This is a genomic window from Candidatus Protochlamydia naegleriophila (assembly GCF_001499655.1).
Lineage (GTDB): Bacteria > Chlamydiota > Chlamydiia > Chlamydiales > Parachlamydiaceae > Protochlamydia > Protochlamydia naegleriophila.
Genome location: NZ_LN879503.1, coordinates 41,698 through 64,404 on the forward strand (window position 1 = coordinate 41,698; position 22,707 = coordinate 64,404).

A 22,707-nucleotide genomic window follows, 5' to 3' on the forward strand; every position below is an offset into this window, starting at 1 on the left:
GGGTAAAAGAAAAAGAAGAGATCGAATTAGAGAGAAAAAATTTAGATAAAAAACACGTCATCATTCAAAAAAGCATCAAACTATTTGATTTGTTTCAAGAACGCATCAAAACGGGCCATGAATCTGAAGCAATTGCTCTTTCAGAGCAAAATCATATGCGTCTTGAGCATAGTTTTAAACCCTTAGGGCTTGCCCAAAATACTGTTTAAATAAAGCTGTGGGATGAAAATTATATCTCATAAGAATGGCGCAGCCATTTTAACGTCCGTCTTCTTTTAAATTAATTTAATATGAGCAACGTTGCTTCCATTCATGAAGTAGCCCACAGGCTATTTTCTATTCTCTTAAATATTTTTCTCTCAATCTAAGATTCATTCGGCCTTTTCAATTCACAAAATCAATAATAGCATTTTTTTGCCGATTCTCTTTAGGAATAAAAAAACTTAATAGGATAATTTTTTCTTGATTTATATAAGAAAATATCGAATATTGTCGGCAAAATTAAATTTTAACTTTTAATTAGGTGAAATCACATGGGATTAATCTCTTATTTGTCTTCAGGTTTGAGCACGCTTTCCACTTTTTTTTTCTCAGGTAGTAATCAAGCAGCTCAGAGAAATTCGACTGAACAAAAAACAGAAAGAACCTTTGCAGAATATATGAGAGAACAACGGACTGAGGCAATCTCAAAAGCTAAGCGTGTGTCTGATGTATTGACCGAGGCAGCTATTAATCATTGCAATAGGTATGCGTTGGCTGAGCTCGGCTATACAGCCATGGTCGATCCATATTTTGGTAATGATGAGAAGCGATGGAATGGTCTTTTTCAAGCACTTGAGGATAACATAGCACGGTCGCTGTGGGAGGTAACTGATTGTATTGAAGCAATAGGAAATTACTACCAGCTGAAGACTGGTACACCAAGAGACGAGCTAGAGCCTTGTTCGGAACCTATCGAATTTGAAGATTTTAATGAAGATTCTACTGATCCTATTAGAGAACTGATTTTTAAAGTACCTTATAGAACACCGTACTGTATTTTAATAAGGAAGCATCACTATTCTGTTAGTGATAAAATCAAGGATAAAATCGGATATCAACCTTTGATTATTTCTCCAGAAATGCAAAAATTCACGTTTCACAAAGTAACAGAAGTTTTTCTCCGGGTTATAGAAGAAATTCGTGCAGAAAAATGTAAAGAGAAATTTGGCGTGTTTTAATAATCTGACTAATTCGAAAGGGTGATGAATTTATGGTAAATATTCATTATAATAGATGCGACGGTAATCTGATTGCAAGAGAGGTCATGACTCCTGCCGTAAATCGTGAGGACATAAGAGCAAAAAATAATTGTGATTCAGTTATTTTTTTGGGCCGATCGATTTCTTTGGCTACAACCGGATTATCCCTGTCCTGTTTATCCAAAGTAAGAAAAGTCTGGTACTTCTTTATTGATTTGCAGGAGTGTACTTTTTTTAAAACTTTAATTAAAATTTTTGAGAAAAAGTTTACAGGGATATGCATTAAGAGTGGCAATTTGTATGCCAGCTTTAATTTTAATTTTGGACCTGTAACGATTATACAGCAGAGTGGCCGCATTATACAGAATGAACAAAAAGAGAGTGATTCAAAAGAAAAAGTAGAAGAGCCTCCGCGAAATGGAGAAAAGCTAAATTTCATAGAGCCTATAGGTGGTGTTAAATCTAGGATTCGTGAATTGCAAGATAAAGAGCAGGAACAAAAAGAAATCATTCAGATACACCAAGTCAAAATTCAAGCTCAAGAAGTCACAATTCAGACACAACAAAGCCTCCTTGATGAGAAAGATGATAAAATTCAATCACTATCAGGTGAAATTAAGACATTGAAGAAGAACCAGAAAAATCCCAACTATGTTCATAACAAACCTCAGGGAAGAAAAAGGACGCTATCTTCACCCCCTAGTTTTGCCAACATTTAAGAGACGATTGTTATATTTAAAGGCTGATTTGGTGATTTTATGAACCAAAATGGTAATTGTGACACACGAATCAACTGATCGGGCTTTGTGAATTCTTATAGGCTATGGAGACGATTAGAAAGTCACGAAAGAATAAGAGATCAAAAAAGACGAATGCTCATAAAAAAACTTCCTTTTTAATTTTTTGATTTTCAATTTATAAATATTTAACAAAAAATGATTATTCACCCTCTCCCCATTCAGCTTCCACCATACCATGAAATGTATGCGAGACGCGCAGAAGCTTTGCAAAATACTCCATTATGCCAATTTTTGCAGGAGATGGATAATCAAAAGAATTGCTTCAACAAACAATTACTCATCGTTCCATAGAGAAGTTCAGAGGGCATCCAAACATTTTTTTCGAGTCCTTTCTTTAGATCAATATTTTTTCCAGTATAGCTTTCAATTTCATGTTTAATATCAAGCATGATATCGATGACTTTATCGGAATCGAGCTTATCCTTGTATTTCACAAGTTTATCAACCAGCTTTTCCATTTTAATGACAAAGCTGGCGTCTTTAGGTTAAAATCAAAAGAATACGCAGATGGTGGGATTACCATTGAAAGTGAAACAGTACCGAGTATGCTGTAAAGAAGAGCATGATTAAGTTTGCGAGGAAGACAAAAGAGATGTATAGACCTGTCTTTTTTTGTTGTTTAGTGGCTTCAATTCCAAAGATCTTTAAAAATGCAAATATACTATGGTTTAGAAGCAAAGAATAAAAAAAATTAAAAAGGATAATATTAATAAGTTAATTAATATTGAGATCATTTATTTTTCTCGTTTGGTCTAGTGGTGATAAACTATTTTTTTTAATACATGGTTTTTATTTAGGTGATAAAAAAATACAATCTCACTTTATCGAATAAAAATCGATGATAGATGAATTTAATTTTCTTTATAAGCTTTTCCATACCACATTGAATCCAATTTGGGCATATGCTGACCAAAAAAATTCAGTTTTTGACAACAAAAAGCTATTAAAGCTACTAAATTCTTTCTAAAACTCTAATGAATTTACTAACAGAAATAAAATTACAGATCACTAAAATCTATTTTAGCTTTCAGAGGATTGGCTCATCCCTTATCGAAAACAAGGGAATGAAAATCAATCGTTAAATAAGAGGAAAATGAATGTTAAATCTTCTAAATGGATCTATCTTAGTCGCCTCTACATTGATCTTCTCGTCTGCAATAACAGGCCGAATATTTATGTTTTTGGAAAAAATAGAAATTAAACCGGAAAAAAAAATAAAGAGAGCAGCAACATGGCTAGTCTTTTCAATGCTTCTAATGTTAACCGCATACTTTTATGTGGCGTACTCACTACTTTTACGATGGCAGTAGTTACACCCCCCTCCAGCATATGCCCAAATTGGATTCAATGATATCGCTTTCTGGACTCGTATGGAAAAGCTTATCGAAAAAATGTGGAAATGAAGCTCGAAGTAGAGAACTATACAGGGCAAAAATTGATCTTGATAAAGAATTTGATAAAGTACGAAAGGCTATCAAGAAAAAAGAAAAGAAAGCTCAAAATAGAGCTTTATGTATAGCGGCTTACCTTGAAGATGCTCCTAATCTAAGCTTTCAAGAATACGAATTTATTTATAACGAAGCACGTGGCCATCATGATAAGGAAGAAGAAGAAAAAGAATTAAAAGATTTACCTTGGCGTTTAGCTGTAGGAGTTTCAATGATATTAGGTGGCGGATTTTTAGTCATTGCGGGAAATGTTTTAAAAATTCCTGTTTGTGTGCAAACAGGAAAAGAATTAGCAATGGGAGGAGTCTTTTTTGTTGTTGAGGGATATAACAATGGCAAAGAAGATCAACAGGAAAAAGATAGAAAATAATCAAAACAAATTGGTTATGCCTTTTTCAAATCAAATTGTTAATTCTTGGATTCTTTCTATCTGTTTTCAACATTACCCCATCAAAACTAAAGGAATGTGATGCAAAATTACATAAATGTTGGAACTTAGGTTAAGAACACAGTGATGATGTGGGGCAAATTATTTTGATAATAGGATTTGTCTTATGGATGGCCCCACAAAAGTGCATCTGTGGCCGATCCAATAGTAAGATGTTCTTGAACTTCTCTTGATTCTTCACCAAAATTGAAATGCAAGCTTTGTTGTACAAAACTGAAAGATTAGCTCGGACATACTTAAAGAGATTGATGAACGGCTTATTGTCAACCGAAGAGTTGTTTCAGCGAGGAAATGTACTTTCGAAAAAGGTCTTATCCGTCAAATCCAAATCAAATAGTCCTAACAGATCTCAGTGCATTAAAGGATTGTTGCGTACGTAGGCATATAGTCTTTTTAAGGGTTAGTGCAGACAAGCCAAAAGCACAATAACGAGGCGATTCAATGTATTGGCCTTTCCAAACTGCACATTATTAGCACCAGATCAGACTGTTGAATGACAATGCAAACTAGTTCGATAGATATTGATCTGCTTGAATATTAAAAAGATGGGCATACTCTCCCTTTAAACTAAGAAGAGAGGTATGGGTACCTTGTTCGATTAAACAACCTTTTTTTAATACGAGAATTCGGTTTGCCATTTTAATGGATCCAAGTCGATGTGTAATTAAAAGGGTTGTGCATGTATCAGCCTGTTCCGCAAACTTCTTAAACGTTTCTTGTTCATTTGGAGGATCTAAAGAAGCTGTGGGTTCATCCAGGATAAGCAGATCTGCGTTTTTTAAAAAGGCTCTAGACATTGCTAAACGCTGCCATTCTCCACCAGATAAAGTTGTGCCTCCAAATTCTTTTCCCAACAATGTATTTAATTTCAAGGGAAGACGCTCTAGAATGGGAAAAAAGCCTCCTTTTCGGGTGGCTTGAAGGATTGAATCTTCGCTACAATCCCTCAAAGCTAGAGAAATGTTTTCTTTAATACTAAAATGATACTGCCCAAAATCTTGAAACACACCACTAATTTTAGAACGCCATTCTTTGGCTTCAAGATGTAAAAGATTTTGCCCATTGATTGTAATGCTGCCCTCTGTAGGATCGTAAAAACGCAAAAGCAATTTGACAATAGTTGACTTACCAGCCCCATTTTCACCAACAATGGCAATCTTTTCTCCATGCTTAATCGTAAAAGAGACATTTGAGAGAGCTTCTCTACCATCGCTGTATCTAAAAGTCACATTCTTAAATTGAATTTCGTGAATAAAATTTGGCAAAGGTTCTTTGTTTATTCTTAAATTTTGATTAAGATGATTTTTAAGAAAATTTCGCAGCTTGGAGAAGAAAAGAAGTGCCGGTGCGAACATTCCAAAATTGGCAATACAGTTTGCTAATTGCGTTTGAGTCATAAAAATAGCTTGAATGACTACAATGAATCCGGCAAACAATAGTCCACCATTCTTGGTTTGTAATAGTACTACGCTCAAAACTACGATATTCCCAATCACTGTTAAAGCTGATAAAAGAATAAATAATTTCGATTTTTCCCATCGCTCCTTAGAAAGCGCTTCATGAGTCTTTTTGACAATTTCCTTATACTTATCTGATAAGAAACTTCCAAAATCAAAAAGTCTGATCTCCTTTGCAGCTCTTGAGTCCAAAGGTAATGATGCAAGCCACGCCATTTTGCGAGATTCAGGACTGTTAAATAGCATTTGATCCCAAGCCTGCTTTTCAAACCAAAAGGTCGATAAGGCATGAGGAATGCCAGCCAATAACATACAAAAAGGAATCCACCAAGCAATTGAAAATAAAACTCCTAAAATAGATATAAGTGTAATAAAATCTCTTGCAAATCCCGTAATAATGTAAACAAAATTCAAAGGCTTTCGAGAACTTTCATTTTTAAGAAATTGCATTTCATCGTAAAATTTTGGATTTTCAAATGGTTCGAGACTATCTAGAGCATTTGCCTTTTCCATAAGAAGTAAATTACAGCGCTCTAAAATCTTTTCATTTAAATTTAGACGGTAAATAGAAATAATAGGGGTCATAACAGTTTCGATAAATAACATTCCACCCCATAAAATGACAAAAAGAGTTGGAAAAGAAGTGGTAGAGTCTATCCAATTAACAACCCCCTGAATAGCGAATAGAGATGCAGCTGGAGTCAATCCTTGGGTTAAAACGAAAGAGCTTACAACCATTAATTCTATAGGGGCAGCCTTCCATAATTGCTTTAAAGACCAAAAAACTGTTTGAAACGTTTTAATCAAAATAAATCCATTCAATTTTAAATTGTTAAGCAGTATTAAGAGGTAAGTGACGAGATATAATCTCAAGATCAAATTCTTTTTTCTTTTTTGAACGACTTAGAAATTGACTTTCAATTATTTCAACAGCCGTTTCACTGAAAACATTTGAATATTCTTGCCCATTTCCATTATACAAATGCTTTTTCCCAGGAATTTGATAAAAATACGGAATGTTTAAATTTAAAAGCTCGTTAATTTCATATTCTTGATATGGTGTTTCTTGAATTTTTTCTAAGAGAGTTTTTTTTGCTAGCTCTTCAGAACGAGTCCAGAAAGCGATATCATTGAATCCAATTTGGGCATATGCTGGAGGGGGTGTAACTACTGCCATCGTAAAAGTAGTGAGTACGCCACGCGCCTTCGCGCCCACTCATGACCATCAAGGCCATGTCGTTGGCCTCATTGATGCCAATACAGGCAAACCTTGCGAGGCCTATCGCTATACCACGTTTGGTGAGGAAACCCTCATCAACGCGCAAGGTGCTATCATTCAAACCTCTGAAGTGGGCAATCCATGGCGCTTTGCCAGCAAGCGGGTCGATCCGGAAACAGGCTGGGTCTACTTCGGCAGACGCTTTTATGATCCAAGCAACGGACGCTGGACAACAACTGATCCCCTCGGTTTTGCCGATGGCCCCAACCTCTATGCCTACTTGCATCACAGTCCCCTTTCTGCCTTTGATGCCTATGGCTTCGTCGGCGAAGCGTACCGCGATGGCTGCAATGTAGCAACCAATCCCAACTATTTTGATGGTATCTCCAATGAATATTCCCCTGTTTTTGGCGATAATGCCGGTAATGATGCATGGGCTAGTGTTCAATGGCAAGAAAGAAAAGAGAACCTTTATGCAGCCTTTGCCGGTTGTGTTCATGGTTGTTTCGATTTCCTAACTAGCCATGCTTATCTTTTTCAATCGCTGGCCTTGGCAGCAGGCTGTGATGATTTAGAGTGTTCGTTAGAAGAAAGGCTGCAAATTCAGCAAGCCTTTGCGATTTCCCAAAGCAATCAGATAGCAGCAACTGATGCGTTCGTCCAACAAACTATGGGAGTCGATGCTAATAATGCCATCTATCAAGCCTTTCGAAGCGGTACCACAACAACCCTAGAGGTTGCTACAATAGCGATGGGAGGCTATGGACTAGCCAAAGGAGCAGTTGGAGTAGTCAAAGCTGCGCGGGTTGGAATGCTTGAAGCCAGAATGGCAAAAGGCTTAGTTAAACAAGAAGTTAAAGAATCAAAAAAACTAGTATCCGCTTCAAATTCAAAGTTAGCAACTTCTAGCGGGAAATTACCTTCTCATTTAACATCAGATCAACTCTCCGAAGCTGAAAAGGTTATTGACAGAGGCGGGCTGACTAAAGCTGGACGTGCTTTACAAAAACATGGAGATAGACCTAAAACCGCATTTCCTAAGGCTAAAGGAAATATTTCTCAAGTGAATTCTCAAGGACAAGACATTCTTGATAATATTTTAACCCATCCTAACCAAGAAATTATTAGCTGGAATAGCAGAACCTATGGAGACTTGGTTGATATTCAAATTCCTGGCCAAGGTGGAGCAAGATTTTCTTCAAAAGGCAATTTAATCGGATTTTTGGAGCCCTAATTTTATGCTAACAAATAACGAAATTTTAAAAAATTTTAGAGTGGTTATTGCAAGTTTACCTGATAAGGAAAACTGTGTATGTGAAATTCATTATAATAATGCTCAATGGGTTGAAATTTCGACAGAAACAGATACTCCAATTATTCACTTTTACTCTCATCCCGTTAATGATTATTGGGAATTTCCTTTAGATGTAGCATTAGAAGTTTTAGAGAAAGCAAAGAAGAGGTATTTAGAAGAGTAATATTACTCTTCTAAAACTTTAGACCGTTTCAAAGAGCAGCTCAACGCTTAACTTAGAGCATAATGCGTATGCGCTATATAAAGAAGAAAAACGACTGGACGAGAAGAATATTATAATCATTAATGATGTAAATTCTTCTGAAATGAAAGTGAAATTCTCTTAGGTAATATCAAGAAATTTTTATAGTAATTTTCATCGGAATCAAAGGACGTACCCCCGCCCCTCATGACCATTTATTTTAATAACGATGATTGATTTTGATAAATTACCTTGGCACGATGCAAGTTTACAATCGATTTAAAAGTTAGCTCTTTTTTAATAGCACCTGAGCTCATTCCCTAGCCCCAGCAACGACTAACTTATCTAATTCTTCAATGTGGTCTTTTGCTTAAGTTGAAATTTCCATTGGTACGGAGTAATAAATATGTTAAAATTTTTATACAAAAATGAATTTATTAAACTTATTATTGAAGAAGATGTAATCGGTTTTTATTTAATTGTTTATAAAGATCCATATTCAGAAACATCTAACCAAGACTACTTGACAGACTCCCTGGAAGATGCTTTTCAAAAATCAGAAGAAGGATTTGGTATTACAAAAGAAAATTGGGTATCTCAAAACATTAGCCTACAAACATAAATGTTTGCAGATAAAATTATTTAATTAACATCGTCCTTTAAAAATTCAATGTCATTGACCTTATTGATGCCACTACAGGCAAGCCTTGCGAGGCCTATCGCTATACCACGTTTGGCGAGAAGCCCCAAATCAACGCGCCAGGCGCTATCGCTCAAACAATTGATAAACAAAAAGATACGCAAGATTATAAACTAGAAATGGCTAAAGAACAGGGTATAGAATTCAGAAAAAAACAGAGAGATGTTACCCGAAAAGGGTAGGCTAGCTATAACGTAAATGACTAATAAAAACAAACCACTTCAAACCTACTTGGAGATGGTCAGCAAGCATGGGTCAAGATCCGTAACCGTTAGCCTGAGAGGGTATCGATCGGCTGCTTTAACAAGTAACCTGATTACCTAGATACTCTTTGAAGATCCTTTCAAAGAATGCGATCTTTCAGACTAGCGGTTTTTTTTGATTTCTACAGATCTTCAATTATTTCTGGTAATTTAATCAGGATCGCCCACTTTATAGCTTTAGCGGAATATCTAGAGGAACGTACCTATGCGACCTGGCATTCTTTCCATCTTTGAAATATCAAAAGAATTAAGGAATTCATCTGGTAATGGAAGTCTGATATCATTTTTAAATCTCCTATAAGAAGCCCCAAAAATCTTATAATTGTAACAAGCTTTTCTCAAGCTTTCTTCTTCATTGGACATCATCATCCACCTGACATATTTCAAATGTTCCAGATTCAGGCTCTGGCAATGTTAAATAACCGCAACAAGGGCAACGAAACATTTGCATCTCTAATTTTAGATGAAATTAATTTTATCTAGATAAATAGACACTATTCTTCCGTCACGCAATCCAACAACCAAATTGGACGCTACCTCATAAAAAATGGCATCTCCTTCATTTTCGGTTAATGCTATCTTTAAGATCCCATTTTTCGAATAGAAGTATTGTGGTTCTTCAGGAAAAGTATATCTATCATCATCATCAAATTCCTTTACTATTTGCAATTGTCCTCTGGCATCTTTTTTAAATTTTAAATCATCTTGAAGATTCCATTTTTCTTTGTTAGTAAAAGAATCTAAATAATTGAACTTTTTACTATTAACATCGAAGACTATTGCAAGAGTACCCTGCATAACTTGAAAACTATTTTTATCTAACTCAAAATAATTATAATTGTAGTAATTAGTTTTATAAACTAATGCGTAATCATTTTGATCATAGTATGCTTGCCCCTGCTGGTAGCTACTATGGACATCTTCTATATTTTTATTTTCAATAACTGCAATTTCTAAAGTCATTTTTATTTCTCATAGTGAAAGTGAAGTATTCTTTTTTCTGATTCATTATAAATAATCTCAAGCCTGTATGGTTTTTTATTGATGAACACCTGTTCAACAATTTGAATGGCATTTTTTGAACCTTGAGGATCGATCCCTCTCTTACCACTTAATATAGCTTTAGCAAGAATATGTCGAGGGACGTATCTATGAGGCCTGGACATTCTTTCCATTGTTGTGGAAGTAAAATTTAATTCTCTAGCCAACTTTAATGCTTCTTGATTTACTCCCAAGGATTTCTTGGCGGAGAGAAAAGCTTCGGATAAATGTGAAAATTGAGATTTGGCAATTTCTGTAATTCTAGTTGTTGAATTTTCAGCCGCCGCTTGAGTAATAGCCTTATTCCAAAAGAGTTTTGTCGCACCAATTCCAGCGCGAAGCAATGACGCTCCAGCTAAAGCTGCAACTTCCTTTGTTAAAACAAGAATAGCAGCAACTTGCACTCCAGTTCCGAGCGCTTCCCCGCTTATCAATCCAAGCTGACTTAAATACTCTTGAGAACTTAGCCCTTCAAATCGTTTATTGAAGTCCCCTTCATTAAAATCAACATACCTATCGTAGTTATTGCTAGCGGTTATAAAAGGAGAACGGTAAGCATTCCACAAGCCTTGACGCATTCCTTGTGCTGAATAACCTGAAAAATAAGTCGGACTAAACTCTGCTTGCGAAGCAAAACTTTCAAAATCGAGTGCTTGCATTCTTTCTAAAAAGGTCTTATCCGTCAAATCTAAATCAAATAGCCCCAACAAATCAAAGTGCATTAAAGGATTGTTGTGTACATAAGCATAGAGATTAGGACCATCTTCAAAGCCACTTGGATCAGGATTCAACCACTTTCCCATTTGTGGGGAATAAAAACGATGACCGAAATAAACGAGATGAGCAACTGTGCGCTTACCGGAAAATTGCCAAGGGGTCTGTGCTTTTTTAAAGGTTGGTGCAACCAAGCCAAAAGCACTATAACGATGCGATTCAATGTAATGTCCTTTCCAGTCCAATAAGCAACATAGGTTGCGTCTATGGTCTTGAATAGGGACAAAAGGTTTTCCCTCTAACTCGATTGCCAACATCGGATGAAGCATGCTTTCAGAATGGGTGACGCAAAGCTCTTTTAACTCTCCATTCTCCCAAGATCCGATTTCTTGTTCGCCTTGATAGAGTAAACAGCGATGAGATTTCTGATCGCTTATTTCAAGACAACGTCCCAACCCATCATAAATAAAATGAGTGATTTGTCCGTCTGAAACAAGAGTAGAGAGGCGATCTAGTGCATCATAATGATAAAGAGCATTAGGATTAGTTTGCTCTACAAGATTACCATTGGCATCATAGGCATAGTCGCTATCCGCATCTTTAACAAGTTGATTAAGCGAATTGATCTCATTAATCTGCTTATTATGCTCTCGTCGATTATGAAGCGAATCGTAACAATAGTCATTTGTTAAGACTCCTTTTTCTGAAATGAGCTGATTAAGGCCGTCATACCCAAATTGCTCGCTCCATTTACCGTCTGTATCTTGAATGGATTGTGAAAGCAAATTTCCAGATCCATCATAACGATGAATCTGCTGGCTCCACTCAGGGCCTTGAATAGAAAGGGGCCTTCCCAAGAGATCATAGGTATAGTCAACTGTGCCAAATGGCAATTGACGTGATCGTATTCGGCCGCACCAGTCGTATTCAGGGATTTGGCATGTATAGAGGCTCTTTTCATCCTTGCTTAAACGCTCAACATGTGTAAGTCGAAAGGCATTGTAAGTATAATGAATCGATGATCCATCGGGAAAAATCAGATTTTTAATCCGGTCAAAAGGATCATAGCGATAGCGAAGGATTAACTGATTACCTAGATTTTCTTCTACTAATCGTCCGAGGCAATCATAAGAGCGTTTTTGTTGCTTATTGTGAATCGCATCATGGATCCCGAGTAAATGGCCTTGCAAATCATAGTGATAGATATAGGATAGGCTACGATCACTTGCAGTCAACTCTATCAGATGACCTAAGGGATTGTAGCGATAACTTAAAAGAACCCCATCCGATTTTATTTTTGCTGCTAAACGACCTCTTGCATCATATTGATAACAAGTTGTTTTCAAGGCTGGCTTTTCAACTATCTTTTCAAGCAAGTCTCTCGAATTATAGCTTCTCTCAATCGTATAATAACCTTCAATGACTTCTTTGTTGATAACGGCTTCTCGCTGTACAATTAGATTGTCTTTACCATCATAGCTGAACTGCGTCAAAGCGATTAAATGGGGATGATAAGTTTCCTGCTGCACTAAACGATGGCAAGCATCCTCTACCTCAATGATATGACGGCCTGATGGCTCTTTAACTGTTTTTTTGAGAACTTTTTGATTGAGGGCATTGTAATGGCTAAACTCATAGGTATATTCAGTAATCTGTCCAAGAGCATCTTTTTTCCTTGCTAAGGCCCCCCAAGGATAAAACTCACTCTCTTCACTAGCAGGCTGGTTATCTTGGTGATAAATGGTATGATTCGTACAATAGCCTTGACTATCATAACAGAATGCTTCCTTGCCGTACACTATGCCGCGTTCATCCAATTGTTGCTTAAGGACTATGCGGTCTAAATAGTCATAATCAGTCCATTCAACGCGTTGCTGCCCCTCTTCGCCCCTATGAATGACTTTGTATATACGCCCCAAAGGGTCATAGTGATAAGTGACCTGATGATCTCGACAAACATCTTGAATTTTACGGCCTGCCCCGTCGTAAAAATAAGAGGTCTTGACGCCCATCGCATCAATGCTAGATTGTAAAAGTGATCCTTTATAACTATAGCTTTGCTTTGAAAGAAGAATACCTGCTGCATCAAATGCTTCTTCTAGAGTGACTTGTCCTTTCGGATTATAGATATAATGAGAAGAGGTTCCGTCTGCTTGCCACGCTTGCTTTAAGCGGCCATTTGAGTAGTATTCGAACCGCTCAACGGTCCCGTCTGGATGTTCAAGATAGGTCGGTTTACCATAGACCGTGTAACGTGTTTTTGTCGTATGCCCATTTTCATCCGTTTCTTCTATCAATTGATTGAGGAGATTATAGACCCTTTTTACTGTTGGGGAAAACACCTGTCCGTTTGAATCCAACACAGTCGGTTTAATGCAACCTGTTTGGCGTCCAAGTCTATCGTAGGTATAGGAAGTCACATTACCAAAAGCATCTTGCTCAGATGTAAGACGATTAAGAGCGTCATATGTATAGAAGAGATTAAAAATGATCTCCTCATCTCTCTCATTTTTATGACTCTCTTTCTTTTGGATCATGCGATTTGCAGTATCATACACATAGACCGTCTTTTTGCCTGAACCTAGGAGTTCTTCTTCTGTCTTATTGTCATTGTGATCGTAAGCATAACGCGTTTGTTGACCAAGTGGATCCACTTTTAAGATGAGACGATCTTTCTCATCATACTCAGTTAACACTTGATATCTGAATTGATCTTCTGCGTCGTACACTTTTTCACAACTGACAAGTCCCCTTGGACTATAAGTGAAGCGGACAGTTTTCAAATTGACTAACTGGCCGCCTGTATGGTGATTTTGATAGCTCTCTTGAATAGCGAGAGGCTTTCCAAAACTGGGAGAGCGAGAGCGGAGATCAGCTTCGATTTTTTTAACACGTCTGATCGTTACATCCGTCAAATCGAAATCTTTATCCGAGCTTCCATCGTCTTCGATTGTTTGAATTAATACTCCATAAGGATGGTATTCATAGAATGTTCTCTCTTGAATCTTACCATCGTATAAAACAAGTTTGCTGATGAGTCTATTCGTACGAGGAATATAGGCATAACGGGTCGTTAATCCTTCAGGTGTTGTTTCTTCCAGTAGAAGATTGAAACCATCATTAGAATATTTATACCGTTTTTCATAGCTCTCGACACCGTTAGATGTTAGCTCATCTTTTTCTGAAAAAACGTCAAACCCACGACCTGTTAAATTGCCTTTCCAGATTTCTTTAACACAGTTTCCATGATCATCGTAACGATAAGCATTTTTCTGTAAAATATGCCCTGCTCCGTCGACAATCGTTTTCGAAGTTAACCATCCTTCTTTCCCCTCCTCAGTCTTCCAAGAAAAACGCTCTTCCTTTAATAGATCAAAATTCTCTTCTTTAGCCCCCTCTTTTCCAATATTCGGCTGTTTACCATTTTTCACGTCATAGTAAGCAATAGCCGTCAAACGTTTATTAGAGCAGAAATGATAGGTCGTTAATTGATCAAAAGCGTCCAAAACTTGTGTATGCTGTTTTTTATAAAAAAAGCGCTGAAAAATCTTTTCTTCGCCTTGAGCCCCTAAAGGACCAGCCAAAGACTTCACTTTACTTTGGTCGTTATAGGAAATTTTCAAATACCGACCATCTATCTTCTCGACCTTTGCAACACAAAAAGCGCTGCTATCATTGTTATCTGCTAGATGGTATTTGACAGGCGTATGCTGGGGAGAATGCACATCTGTTAGAAAAAAAGCGGTTTTCCATGTTGTCCCCGCCTTTGTGACAGATTTACGTTTTTCTTTACTCTTTAGATAGGCAACCGTATCTCCACGATCGTTTGAAACACGAACAAGGTCTTTGCTATATTGAAAAACAAGTTCGCTTAGAATCACTTCTCCTTTAGGATCTGTCAATGCGATCCTAGAAGGCCAATGCATCTCACCCATGTTCGCATAGCTAAATAGCATTCGATTTCCATTGGGCAAAATTTCCTGCCTCAAATCGTAATAAGAAGTCGTCTCATTATTTCCAGAGTCCGTTATTTTATACTTTCCATAAAAGCGCTCAGATCCATTTCCCGACTTGATTTCCCATCCTTCTTTTTTAAATTTCCCTTCCATATTGGCAATATTGACATGAGGCTTAAGAGCTGGCCTTGAAAGGTTCGTGTACCCTTTTTGTAAAATGCGCTTATCAATCTTATAAGTTGATAATACACCCTTGCTACTGCGATAAGGGATACAGCATCCCTCTCTTTCTTCTACCCATCCATCGCTATGTTTATTGTTCTTTTTAGGTTCTTTCGCTTCAAAAGGAAAATTAGAGCCGAATCCAAACCCCAAAAAAGATCGATCCACTAAATGGCCGCTGTCATAGAAGCGACTAAGTCCCCATGAATCACTATCATTAAATCGGATATCAGCATGGGCTTCGAAGTAATCGCCGGAAATAACATTTACACAATCAGCCACTGTTGCTATCGGTTCACATTCTGCTGTCAAGCGGGTATCTGAATCATCAGCAAAACATGCAAGAGATACCATCATTCCGAACACCACCCACAATAAATAGATAGCTTTCATCAGGCATTCCTAATTGAAGCAAAAAAACGTAACATCCCACCAAAATAGTCTTTCAGATTTAGAGGATAACACCTTAAATTTGACTGTATTCTTTTGACTACTAATCATTTAGTTTCCTTCGTTAGATCTATTTAGAGTATTAAATATTTTATTTGACAAATGTTTAGCAAACCATATGAAAAACTTCAATAAAAAATGAACTTGTTAAACAATAACCTTCAAGCAAACTGAGACGATTTATCGTGTTCGAATTTTTGAAAAGACACAGATTCGATAATATTCTTAAAGAAGAAAGCTTATTTGAAGTTAGCCAAGAAGTTGGGGCTAAATATGCATTGAAAGAAATCGGAGGAAAAGGGGGTAAGCACGAAGGAGCTGGTAGACCCTGTAGGGTCTAAAAAGAAGATAATACGAGACTTTTTTTAAAACAATATGTTATTGGAAATAAGTAGGTTACTATGCTGTATATAATAGAGTCTATTGTAGCATTAATTCTGGGTTTATTGGTTGGGATGATATACTGAAAGTGATTCAAAAATTGGTTTACGAGAAATTTAACTTTTGTTTAGCATGTCGCTCATGACACTAGGCGACTTAGAACGGGCAAAGCTCACATCACAACATAAACAAGAACGAGATGGTCGGATACGTGATCGGATCAAAGCGGTCTTACTTCACGACAAAGGATGGTCTCTTCGACAGATCGCAGAGGCCTTATTAATCTCTGACGAGGCTGTTCGCAATCACATTCAAGACTATGACTCTTCTAGAAAATTATGCCCAGAGGGTGGCGGATCAAAAGAGAAGCTTTCTAGAGTGCAATCTGAGAAACTTGAACTTCACCTTCAAAAACATACTTACCTCTATGTCAAGGATATTGTAGCATATGTAGAAGCTGTTTTTGGAATCGCCTACACCGTTCGTGAGCTGAGGGATTGGCTACAAAGACATGGGTTTTCTTACAAAAAACCCGCTGTTGTACCCGGAAAGGCCAACAAGGAACAGCAAGAAAAGTGGTTGGTTGAGTACAATAAACTTCGACAAGAGCTTCCTCCAGATGAAACGATCTGCTTTATCGATGGCGTGCACCCAACACATAACGTACAGCCTGCTTACGGGTGGATTAAGAAGGGGGTGATTTATAATACTTATTATGAGCACGTTGACGATTTTAGAGAGGCCGTCTTCGGATTTTTTACTGTGCTATCGTCTGTAACTGTAGGTTCAGTTTTGGGTCAGATGTTAAGAGGTCGAGTCAGGGATAAATTTCACCCTATTCAAGCTCCTGCTGCCAATTTTTGAATTTCCTTGGGTATAGGATGTTTTTTTGAATTTAGGTTAATAGCAATCAATATGAATTTCACTTTAATTGACGAGTTTAATTAATCAACGAATGAAACATATTCTCTAATTTTTTTCATCATAAACTTATGATTTAAAAATTAATTTGATTAAATATATACAGATTTTGATTTGGTCGTATTGCATTTATCATTCTAAAATTCTTAAGAGATTGTCTGGAAAGTCTGCACATAGGGGCTTATTCTCCTAAGCATGTTCCTGATTCCTGTTAGGTAAATCATTGATTCACCAATTGTTGTGCGATATTCATAGCGTTTGCTTAACCTTCGATATTTCACCAAAAGTCATTGATGGTTAAATGTTTAAGAAAAAACTAATCTTCACAGCACTTTTTAAAACAAAAGAACGCAGTTTCTAGTAAAGATCTTTGGCTTAGCCAGTTAACTTGCACCATATCTCTATGCCTTTTAATGCATTTAATCGTCCTGTCAGCTCCACCAATGCCAATGGGGAGACTACAACAACGAGCTACAATGCACGCGGTAAACCAGTTTGCGTGTTACATCCCGACGGCACAAAAGAACGATTTGAATACAATTTAGATGGCACCCTTGCCAAATCTATTGCTGTCAATGGCACAGAAACTCGTTATCAAAGAGATTTTCTAGGGCGTATTGTAGTTGAAGAGGTTTGGGCTGATAGCAAGCTTCTCAGTTCGCAGTCTAAGCACTATGAAGGATTCCGCCTTGTTTCCTCAACCGATCCGGAAGGATTGACTACTCATTATCGCTACGATGGGGCCGGTCGACTCATATCAGAAATGAAAGGAAATCAATGCAAAGAATTAGCCTATGATTCTTTAAGCCGTCTTTCAACAGTCACAATCTGGTTTGGCGAGAATCAAACAGACAAGTCCATTCAACAATTTACCTATGATCTGCTCGGCCACGTGATAGAAGAAAAGCTATCCGATGGCAATGGAGCCGTTTTACAGCACACCTCTTATGAATATGACAGCCTCGGTAATCGCATCACTGTTGCACAAATGACAGAAGCTGGCCCGAGCATCACCCATACCGAATATAATAGCGATCGCAAGCCGATTACTTTTACCGATGCAGAGGGAAATAAGTCTTATATTGCCTATGACTATGCCCATCACAATGCATGGGGTCAGATGGTTTTAAAAACCACTCAAACCGATGCCTTAGGAAAAAGCGTAGAAAACGTTCACGATGCCATGGGACGGGTTGTCACAGTCACAAGTAAAGATGCATTTGGAGCCGTGATATCCAATCAGCAACGCTATTTTGACCCATCCGGTAACCTAAAAAAAGTCGTTGAAGATGTCATCATTGAAGGAACTGTTAAAAGCCAATACTGCTATGCTTGGCATCACAATGTCATGGGTCAAGAGACAGCGATGATTGAAGCGCTTGGAACTCCCCAGCAACGCATTACACGAACCACGTACAATTCATTTGGTCAAAAAGATCAAACTATCAAGCCAAGCGGCACCAAGATCCTTTACAACTATGACTCTCAAGGACGATTGAGCCACTTTAGTGCAAACGATCGCTCCTTTTCTTACGCCTATAGCTATAACCGCAATCACCTCGTGACCGAAGTTCGCGATCTTAATAATAAAACTGCGACCAAGCGCCACTATGATGAGCTTGGGCAATTGATTCAGGAAAATCTAGACAATGGACTTAGCGTGGGTTATCACTATGATCGTGCGGGACGCATCAGTGTCATTCAGCTACCAGATGGTTCCACTATCGACTATCAGTATGACGCAGCTTACTTGCGCAGCGTGACGCGTCTTAAACTGGGAACTCCTCTTTATAACCATAGTTATGAAACCTACGATCAGGCTGGCAGCCTTCTGCATTCACAACTGATTGGACAAGCTGGTCAAGCAAACTACCAATACGATCTTTCCAAAAGACAGCGAACGATTCAAACACCCGGCTATTCACAAACCATTCCCGATAATGGCTATGACAAAATTGGTCGTTTGAGTGTGAAACACATAGATGATTTGTTAGGACAGCAAGACTATCGCTTTGGCTATACACCTTTAAATCAGCTTCAAAGCGAACAAGGACATCGCAAACATCTTTATCAAGTCGATTCCATTGATAATCGCCTCTCTAAAGATCAAAAGAGTTATACCCTTGATCACCTGAATCAGCTTTTAAAAGATCAGGATAGCTCTTACAAATATGATCTCGATGGCAATTTGATTCAGAAGAAGCAAGGGCGTCAAACAACCACCTATAAGTACGATGCATTAAATCGCCTCATTCAAGTTAAGTCGCCTCAAGGAACGTTTGACTATCGCTATGATTCCTTAAATCGCCGCCTCAGTAAGACGTCAAAAAAACTCTCAGAACGTTACTTCTACCAAGGGCAAAATGAAATCGGCATGGTCGATGCGAAAGGCCAGATTCAAGAATTGCGTATTCTTGGAACAGGCCATGGAGCAGAGCTTGGCGCAGCCATTGCCATCGAAATCAAAGGACGCGCCTTCGCGCCCACTCATGACCATCAAGGCCATGTCGTTGGCCTCATTGATGCCACTACAGGCAAACCTTGCGAAGCCTATCGCTATACCACGTTTGGTGAGGAAACTCTAATCAATGCGCAAGGCGCTATCATTCAAACCTCTGAAGTGGGCAATCCATGGCGCTTTGCCAGCAAGCGGGTCGATCCGGAAACAGGCTGGGTCTACTTCGGCAGACGCTTTTATGATCCAAGCAACGGACGCTGGACAACAACTGATCCCCTCGGTTTTGCCGATGGCCCCAACCTCTATGCCTACTTGCATCACAGTCCCCTTTCTGCCTTTGATGCCTATGGCTTCGTCGGCGAAGCGTACCGCGATGGCTGCAATGTGGCAACCAATCCTAATTATTTTGATGGTATCTCTAATGAATACTCGCCTGTGTTTGGCGATAATGCCGGTAATGATGCATGGGCTAGTGTTCAATGGCAAGAAACAAAAGAGAACCTTTATGCAGCCTTTGCCGGTTGTGTTCATGGTTGTTTCGATTTCCTAACTAGCCATGCTTATCTTTTTCAATCGCTGGCCTTTGCAGCAGGCTGTGATGATTTAGAGTGTTCGTTAGAAGAAAAGATCCAAATCCAGCAAGCTTTCGCGATTTCTCAGAGCAATCAGATAGCAGCAACTGATGCGTTCGTCCAACAAACTATGGGAGTCGATGCTAATAATGCCATCTATCAAGCCTTTCGAAGCGGAACAACGACAACGTTAGAAGTCGCTTCACTAGCAATGGGAGGCTATGGACTAGCCAAAGGAGCAGTTGGAGTAGTCAAAGCTGCGCGGATTGGAATGCTTGAAGCTAAAATGGCTAGCCAAGCTTTAAAACAAGAAGCCAAGTATATTTCCAAACCTGGAATACCTGTTAATGTTAATCGTGGCGCTGAAAGTGTTAATGCTGGTATTAATTTAAATAAAAAGCTTTCTCGATTAGAAACAGCTCAACAAAACGCTGTGAAAGTGCGAGAATTGGCAGATGGTAGAACTCGCTATTATGAAATAGAAGTACCGGCTAGAAACCAAGGTGCTACTAGAGGAAGAGGCTATGTAACGGAATATAATCCTAAGAATGGAAATACAAGAACATGGATGGAATGTTATGACCATTCTAGTAATGTAAATAGAGTGCATCCAAAACAAATCAACGGACAAGAAGTTTCGTGCCAACATTATCCTCCAACAGCAGCGGAAACTAGGTTATAATTAATGGAAAGTAAAGTAATAGACGAACGATTATTAGGGGAAGCTTTAAAATCGGAACTAAAAAAAGGTTTTGATGTTTTAAGGCTTTCTCGTTGGGCTCTTAAAATTGAATCAAATAATCTAAGAGCTCTAACACCCTATTCCAGGAAAGTATTGATAAGCTTATTAAGTATGGAAGATGACCCTCAATTTGAATATTCGGAAGATGAATTGTGGCTACTTGCAGACATGCTTATTAATGGTGAAGATGATCCTCTCAAAAAAATTGATGATAGGTATCAAAAAAAGCTTAACGAAGAATGAGAAAAGAAAAATCTTTTTAGACTAGTCCATGTTTACCTAAATTTTTAGACTAGTCCATGTTTACCTAAAACAGTAGAAAACAATGAGCGATTTTGATTTCAGACAATTAAATTTAATTATGACTAAGATTAATGAATATAAAAATGGCAAATCTTATCTTTCTTGGCTTATAAACGATGTAGAATCTCTAATTAATATACTAGAGGATCCCAATCAAGATTGGAAAGCAGATCTTGGAACTAGTTGGCTTGATTTAGAAGAAGTCTACGCATTTGCTCTTGCCGATGAAAAAGAATATTTAGATCAAAAAGACATTAGAATCATCGATGAAGCTCTTCATAAACTTGAAACGCTTATTGAAGATCAATTAAAAACAATCAAATCTCCTGAAGACGATTGCTGATTTTTCTTTAGAAAATATCCATGAGAATTTCAGTATAGCTTGGCGCTGCTGTTGCCATCGAAATCAAAGGACGCGCCTTCGCGCCCACTCATGACCATCAAGGCCATGTCGTTGGCCTCATTGATGCCACTACAGGCAAACCTTGCGAAGCCTATCGCTATACCACGTTTGGTGAGGAAACTCTAATCAATGCGCAAGGCGCTATCATTCAAACCTCTGAAGTGGGCAATCCATGGCGCTTTGCCAGCAAGCGGGTCGATCCGGAAACAGGCTGGGTCTACTTCGGCAGACGCTTTTATGATCCAAGCAACGGACGCTGGACAACAACTGATCCCCTCGGTTTTGCCGATGGCCCCAACCTCTATGCCTACTTGCATCACAGTCCCCTTTCTGCCTTTGATGCCTATGGTCTTGTCGGCGAAGCGTACCGCGATGGCTGCAATGTAGCAACCAATCCTAATTATTTTGATGGTATCTCTAATGAATACTCGCCTGTGTTTGGCGATAATGCCGGTAATGATGCATGGCTTAACGTACAAAAACAGGAATGGTTTGAGTCTGCAGTGGCTGGCTTTGTACATGGCTGCGTTAATTTTGTTGCTAATACTTGCCAAGATTTTCACTCTTTATTCTTAATTATTGGCATGGACAATTTAGATGTTTCTATGGAGGAAAAACTACTCATCTATCAAGCCCATATTACCTCACAAAACACTCAAATAGCTGCTCTCGATGGATTTGTGCAAGAAACCATGGGTATTGATGCAAAAAATGCCACTTATCAAGCAGCACGAGATACAAGTTTACTTGGCTTAGAATTAGCAAGTTTAGCCGTAGCTATTACTGGAGCTGTCAAGGCTGTTACTTATTGTGCAAGACTTAGTAGACTAGCGCCTCTGAAGCCAAAATGGCAAAATGCTTATTAAAGCAGGAAATAAGGACTACATGTCATCCTATAAATAAACCTGTCTTTTCTGCTCTTGAAGCTCTACAACAGCCTAGCTTATCTACTCAAAGGCCTATAATTAGTGGTCCCAAAAACTCTATTTCCAAACTTGTAGAAGAAATCAATAACTGGTTAGGAAATGATACTAAAATGATTAGAAATAAAGCTGGTGATTCAGTTTTTCTTTCCAAAGATGAGACGAGAAGAGTAAGATTTGATTTTAACAGACCAAATCCACATAATAATTCCCATATGCATCTCGAAGAAATTATTAATAACAAATGGAATAAATCTGGTCAGATTTATCCAGTTGATGTTCCCCATAATTAGAGGTAAAAATGCGCATTCTAGATCAAGAGACCGATCAATCGTTAAATAATATAATATTGTACTTAACATCACAAGAAGCCCAAGAATTAAGAGATAGTCTTGAGGATGTCATAAACAAACCATTAAATAATCACTCTCATATACCTAGTAATGACTTTGAAAAAGAAATCACAGTTTGTATCTATGATGAGAACAATTTAAAAGGGTTTAATGAAAGATCTATAAATATAATTTTAAATGATCAGTAGACTTGAAT

At 38.0% G+C, this 22,707-nt stretch carries 19 protein-coding genes; 13 read left to right on the plus strand and 6 right to left on the minus strand.

What is annotated here, in order from left to right; all coding sequences use genetic code 11:
* Positions 1 to 533: 533 nt before the first annotated feature.
* Together PNK_RS12420 and PNK_RS12425 are read left to right on the plus strand one after the other, a co-directional pair.
* Positions 534 to 1,220 carry a hypothetical protein gene (locus PNK_RS12420; protein ID WP_059062509.1) on the plus strand — a complete coding sequence of 229 codons (687 nt, stop codon included), beginning with the start codon at positions 534 to 536 and terminating at the stop codon, positions 1,218 to 1,220.
* A 32-nt stretch (positions 1,221 to 1,252) separates the two neighbouring features.
* Positions 1,253 to 1,960 carry a hypothetical protein gene (locus PNK_RS12425; protein ID WP_059062510.1) on the plus strand — a complete coding sequence of 236 codons (708 nt, stop codon included), beginning with the start codon at positions 1,253 to 1,255 and terminating at the stop codon, positions 1,958 to 1,960.
* 329 nt (positions 1,961 to 2,289) lie between these two features.
* On the opposite strand, the gene PNK_RS12430 is transcribed toward PNK_RS12425, so the two are convergent.
* A complete protein-coding gene (locus PNK_RS12430; RefSeq protein WP_059062512.1) occupies positions 2,290 to 2,499 on the minus strand; it encodes a hypothetical protein in 210 nt (69 codons plus the stop codon).
* Between the two features lie 889 nt (positions 2,500 to 3,388).
* Here PNK_RS12430 and PNK_RS12440 point away from each other — a divergent pair.
* On the plus strand, positions 3,389 to 3,859 hold the full coding sequence (locus PNK_RS12440; protein WP_059062516.1) for a hypothetical protein: 471 nt from the start codon (positions 3,389 to 3,391) through the stop codon (positions 3,857 to 3,859).
* Between the two features lie 584 nt (positions 3,860 to 4,443).
* Here PNK_RS12440 and PNK_RS12445 read toward each other — a convergent pair.
* Positions 4,444 to 6,000: an ABC transporter ATP-binding protein gene (locus tag PNK_RS12445; protein WP_158021833.1), complete on the minus strand. Its 1,557-nt coding sequence runs from the start codon at positions 5,998 to 6,000 to the stop codon at positions 4,444 to 4,446.
* 226 nt (positions 6,001 to 6,226) lie between these two features.
* Complete coding sequence (locus PNK_RS12450; RefSeq protein ID WP_059062518.1) at positions 6,227 to 6,571, minus strand: hypothetical protein; 345 nt, start codon at positions 6,569 to 6,571, stop codon at positions 6,227 to 6,229.
* A gap of 10 nt (positions 6,572 to 6,581) precedes the next feature.
* On the opposite strand from PNK_RS12450, the gene PNK_RS12455 reads away from it, so the two are divergent.
* From PNK_RS12455 to PNK_RS12465, 3 genes are all read left to right on the plus strand, one after another.
* A complete protein-coding gene (locus tag PNK_RS12455; protein ID WP_059062520.1) occupies positions 6,582 to 7,847 on the plus strand; it encodes an RHS repeat domain-containing protein in 1,266 nt (421 codons plus the stop codon).
* Positions 7,848 to 7,851: 4 nt separating this feature from the next.
* A complete protein-coding gene (locus PNK_RS12460; RefSeq protein ID WP_059062522.1) occupies positions 7,852 to 8,091 on the plus strand; it encodes a hypothetical protein in 240 nt (79 codons plus the stop codon).
* Between the two features lie 424 nt (positions 8,092 to 8,515).
* Positions 8,516 to 8,731 (plus strand): hypothetical protein, encoded by a 216-nt coding sequence (locus PNK_RS12465; protein WP_059062524.1) that lies wholly within the window; start codon positions 8,516 to 8,518, stop codon positions 8,729 to 8,731.
* Positions 8,732 to 9,424: 693 nt separating this feature from the next.
* Here the strand turns inward: PNK_RS12465 and PNK_RS14075 are convergent.
* The 3 genes from PNK_RS14075 to PNK_RS12475 are packed head-to-tail and all read right to left on the minus strand — an operon-like array spanning position 9,425 to position 15,398.
* Complete coding sequence (locus PNK_RS14075) at positions 9,425 to 9,523, minus strand: CPCC family cysteine-rich protein (protein ID WP_079992969.1); 99 nt, start codon at positions 9,521 to 9,523, stop codon at positions 9,425 to 9,427.
* An 8-nt stretch (positions 9,524 to 9,531) separates the two neighbouring features.
* Positions 9,532 to 10,035 (minus strand): hypothetical protein, encoded by a 504-nt coding sequence (locus tag PNK_RS12470; protein ID WP_059062526.1) that lies wholly within the window; start codon positions 10,033 to 10,035, stop codon positions 9,532 to 9,534.
* Positions 10,036 to 10,037: 2 nt separating this feature from the next.
* Positions 10,038 to 15,398 carry an RHS repeat-associated core domain-containing protein gene (locus tag PNK_RS12475; protein WP_059062529.1) on the minus strand — a complete coding sequence of 1,787 codons (5,361 nt, stop codon included), beginning with the start codon at positions 15,396 to 15,398 and terminating at the stop codon, positions 10,038 to 10,040.
* 579 nt (positions 15,399 to 15,977) lie between these two features.
* On the opposite strand from PNK_RS12475, the gene PNK_RS12480 reads away from it, so the two are divergent.
* From PNK_RS12480 to PNK_RS12510, 7 genes are all read left to right on the plus strand, one after another.
* Complete coding sequence (locus PNK_RS12480) at positions 15,978 to 16,700, plus strand: helix-turn-helix domain-containing protein (protein WP_231909318.1); 723 nt, start codon at positions 15,978 to 15,980, stop codon at positions 16,698 to 16,700.
* Positions 16,701 to 17,145: 445 nt separating this feature from the next.
* A complete protein-coding gene (locus tag PNK_RS12485; protein WP_162264048.1) occupies positions 17,146 to 20,469 on the plus strand; it encodes an RHS repeat domain-containing protein in 3,324 nt (1,107 codons plus the stop codon).
* Between the two features lie 3 nt (positions 20,470 to 20,472).
* Positions 20,473 to 20,772, plus strand: a complete 300-nt coding sequence (locus PNK_RS12490) for a hypothetical protein (RefSeq protein WP_059062535.1) — start codon at positions 20,473 to 20,475, stop codon at positions 20,770 to 20,772.
* A gap of 82 nt (positions 20,773 to 20,854) precedes the next feature.
* Positions 20,855 to 21,175 carry a hypothetical protein gene (locus PNK_RS12495; RefSeq protein WP_059062537.1) on the plus strand — a complete coding sequence of 107 codons (321 nt, stop codon included), beginning with the start codon at positions 20,855 to 20,857 and terminating at the stop codon, positions 21,173 to 21,175.
* A gap of 206 nt (positions 21,176 to 21,381) precedes the next feature.
* Positions 21,382 to 22,101, plus strand: coding sequence for an RHS repeat-associated core domain-containing protein (locus PNK_RS12500; protein WP_269446533.1), 720 nt, complete (start codon positions 21,382 to 21,384; stop codon positions 22,099 to 22,101).
* Positions 22,083 to 22,451: a hypothetical protein gene (locus tag PNK_RS12505; RefSeq protein WP_059062541.1), complete on the plus strand. Its 369-nt coding sequence runs from the start codon at positions 22,083 to 22,085 to the stop codon at positions 22,449 to 22,451. Before PNK_RS12500 ends, PNK_RS12505 begins: the two co-directional genes overlap by 19 nt.
* An 8-nt stretch (positions 22,452 to 22,459) precedes the next feature.
* Positions 22,460 to 22,699, plus strand: coding sequence for a hypothetical protein (locus PNK_RS12510; protein ID WP_059062543.1), 240 nt, complete (start codon positions 22,460 to 22,462; stop codon positions 22,697 to 22,699).
* The last annotated feature ends 8 nt before the right edge of the window (positions 22,700 to 22,707 follow it).

Coding starts and splice junctions, on each gene's coding strand:
- PNK_RS12420 (WP_059062509.1), top strand. CDS start 534: ATGGGATTAATCTCTTATTTGTCTTCAGGTTTGAGCACGCTTTCCACT.
- PNK_RS12425 (WP_059062510.1), top strand. CDS start 1,253: ATGGTAAATATTCATTATAATAGATGCGACGGTAATCTGATTGCAAGA.
- PNK_RS12430 (WP_059062512.1), bottom strand. CDS start 2,499: ATGGAAAAGCTGGTTGATAAACTTGTGAAATACAAGGATAAGCTCGAT.
- PNK_RS12440 (WP_059062516.1), top strand. CDS start 3,389: ATGATATCGCTTTCTGGACTCGTATGGAAAAGCTTATCGAAAAAATGT.
- PNK_RS12445 (WP_158021833.1), bottom strand. CDS start 6,000: ATGTTATTTATCGAAACTGTTATGACCCCTATTATTTCTATTTACCGT.
- PNK_RS12450 (WP_059062518.1), bottom strand. CDS start 6,571: ATGGCAGTAGTTACACCCCCTCCAGCATATGCCCAAATTGGATTCAAT.
- PNK_RS12460 (WP_059062522.1), top strand. CDS start 7,852: ATGCTAACAAATAACGAAATTTTAAAAAATTTTAGAGTGGTTATTGCA.
- PNK_RS12465 (WP_059062524.1), top strand. CDS start 8,516: ATGTTAAAATTTTTATACAAAAATGAATTTATTAAACTTATTATTGAA.
- PNK_RS14075 (WP_079992969.1), bottom strand. CDS start 9,523: ATGCAAATGTTTCGTTGCCCTTGTTGCGGTTATTTAACATTGCCAGAG.
- PNK_RS12470 (WP_059062526.1), bottom strand. CDS start 10,035: ATGACTTTAGAAATTGCAGTTATTGAAAATAAAAATATAGAAGATGTC.
- PNK_RS12475 (WP_059062529.1), bottom strand. CDS start 15,398: ATGAAAGCTATCTATTTATTGTGGGTGGTGTTCGGAATGATGGTATCT.
- PNK_RS12480 (WP_231909318.1), top strand. CDS start 15,978: ATGACACTAGGCGACTTAGAACGGGCAAAGCTCACATCACAACATAAA.
- PNK_RS12490 (WP_059062535.1), top strand. CDS start 20,473: ATGGAAAGTAAAGTAATAGACGAACGATTATTAGGGGAAGCTTTAAAA.
- PNK_RS12495 (WP_059062537.1), top strand. CDS start 20,855: ATGAGCGATTTTGATTTCAGACAATTAAATTTAATTATGACTAAGATT.
- PNK_RS12505 (WP_059062541.1), top strand. CDS start 22,083: ATGGCAAAATGCTTATTAAAGCAGGAAATAAGGACTACATGTCATCCT.
- PNK_RS12510 (WP_059062543.1), top strand. CDS start 22,460: ATGCGCATTCTAGATCAAGAGACCGATCAATCGTTAAATAATATAATA.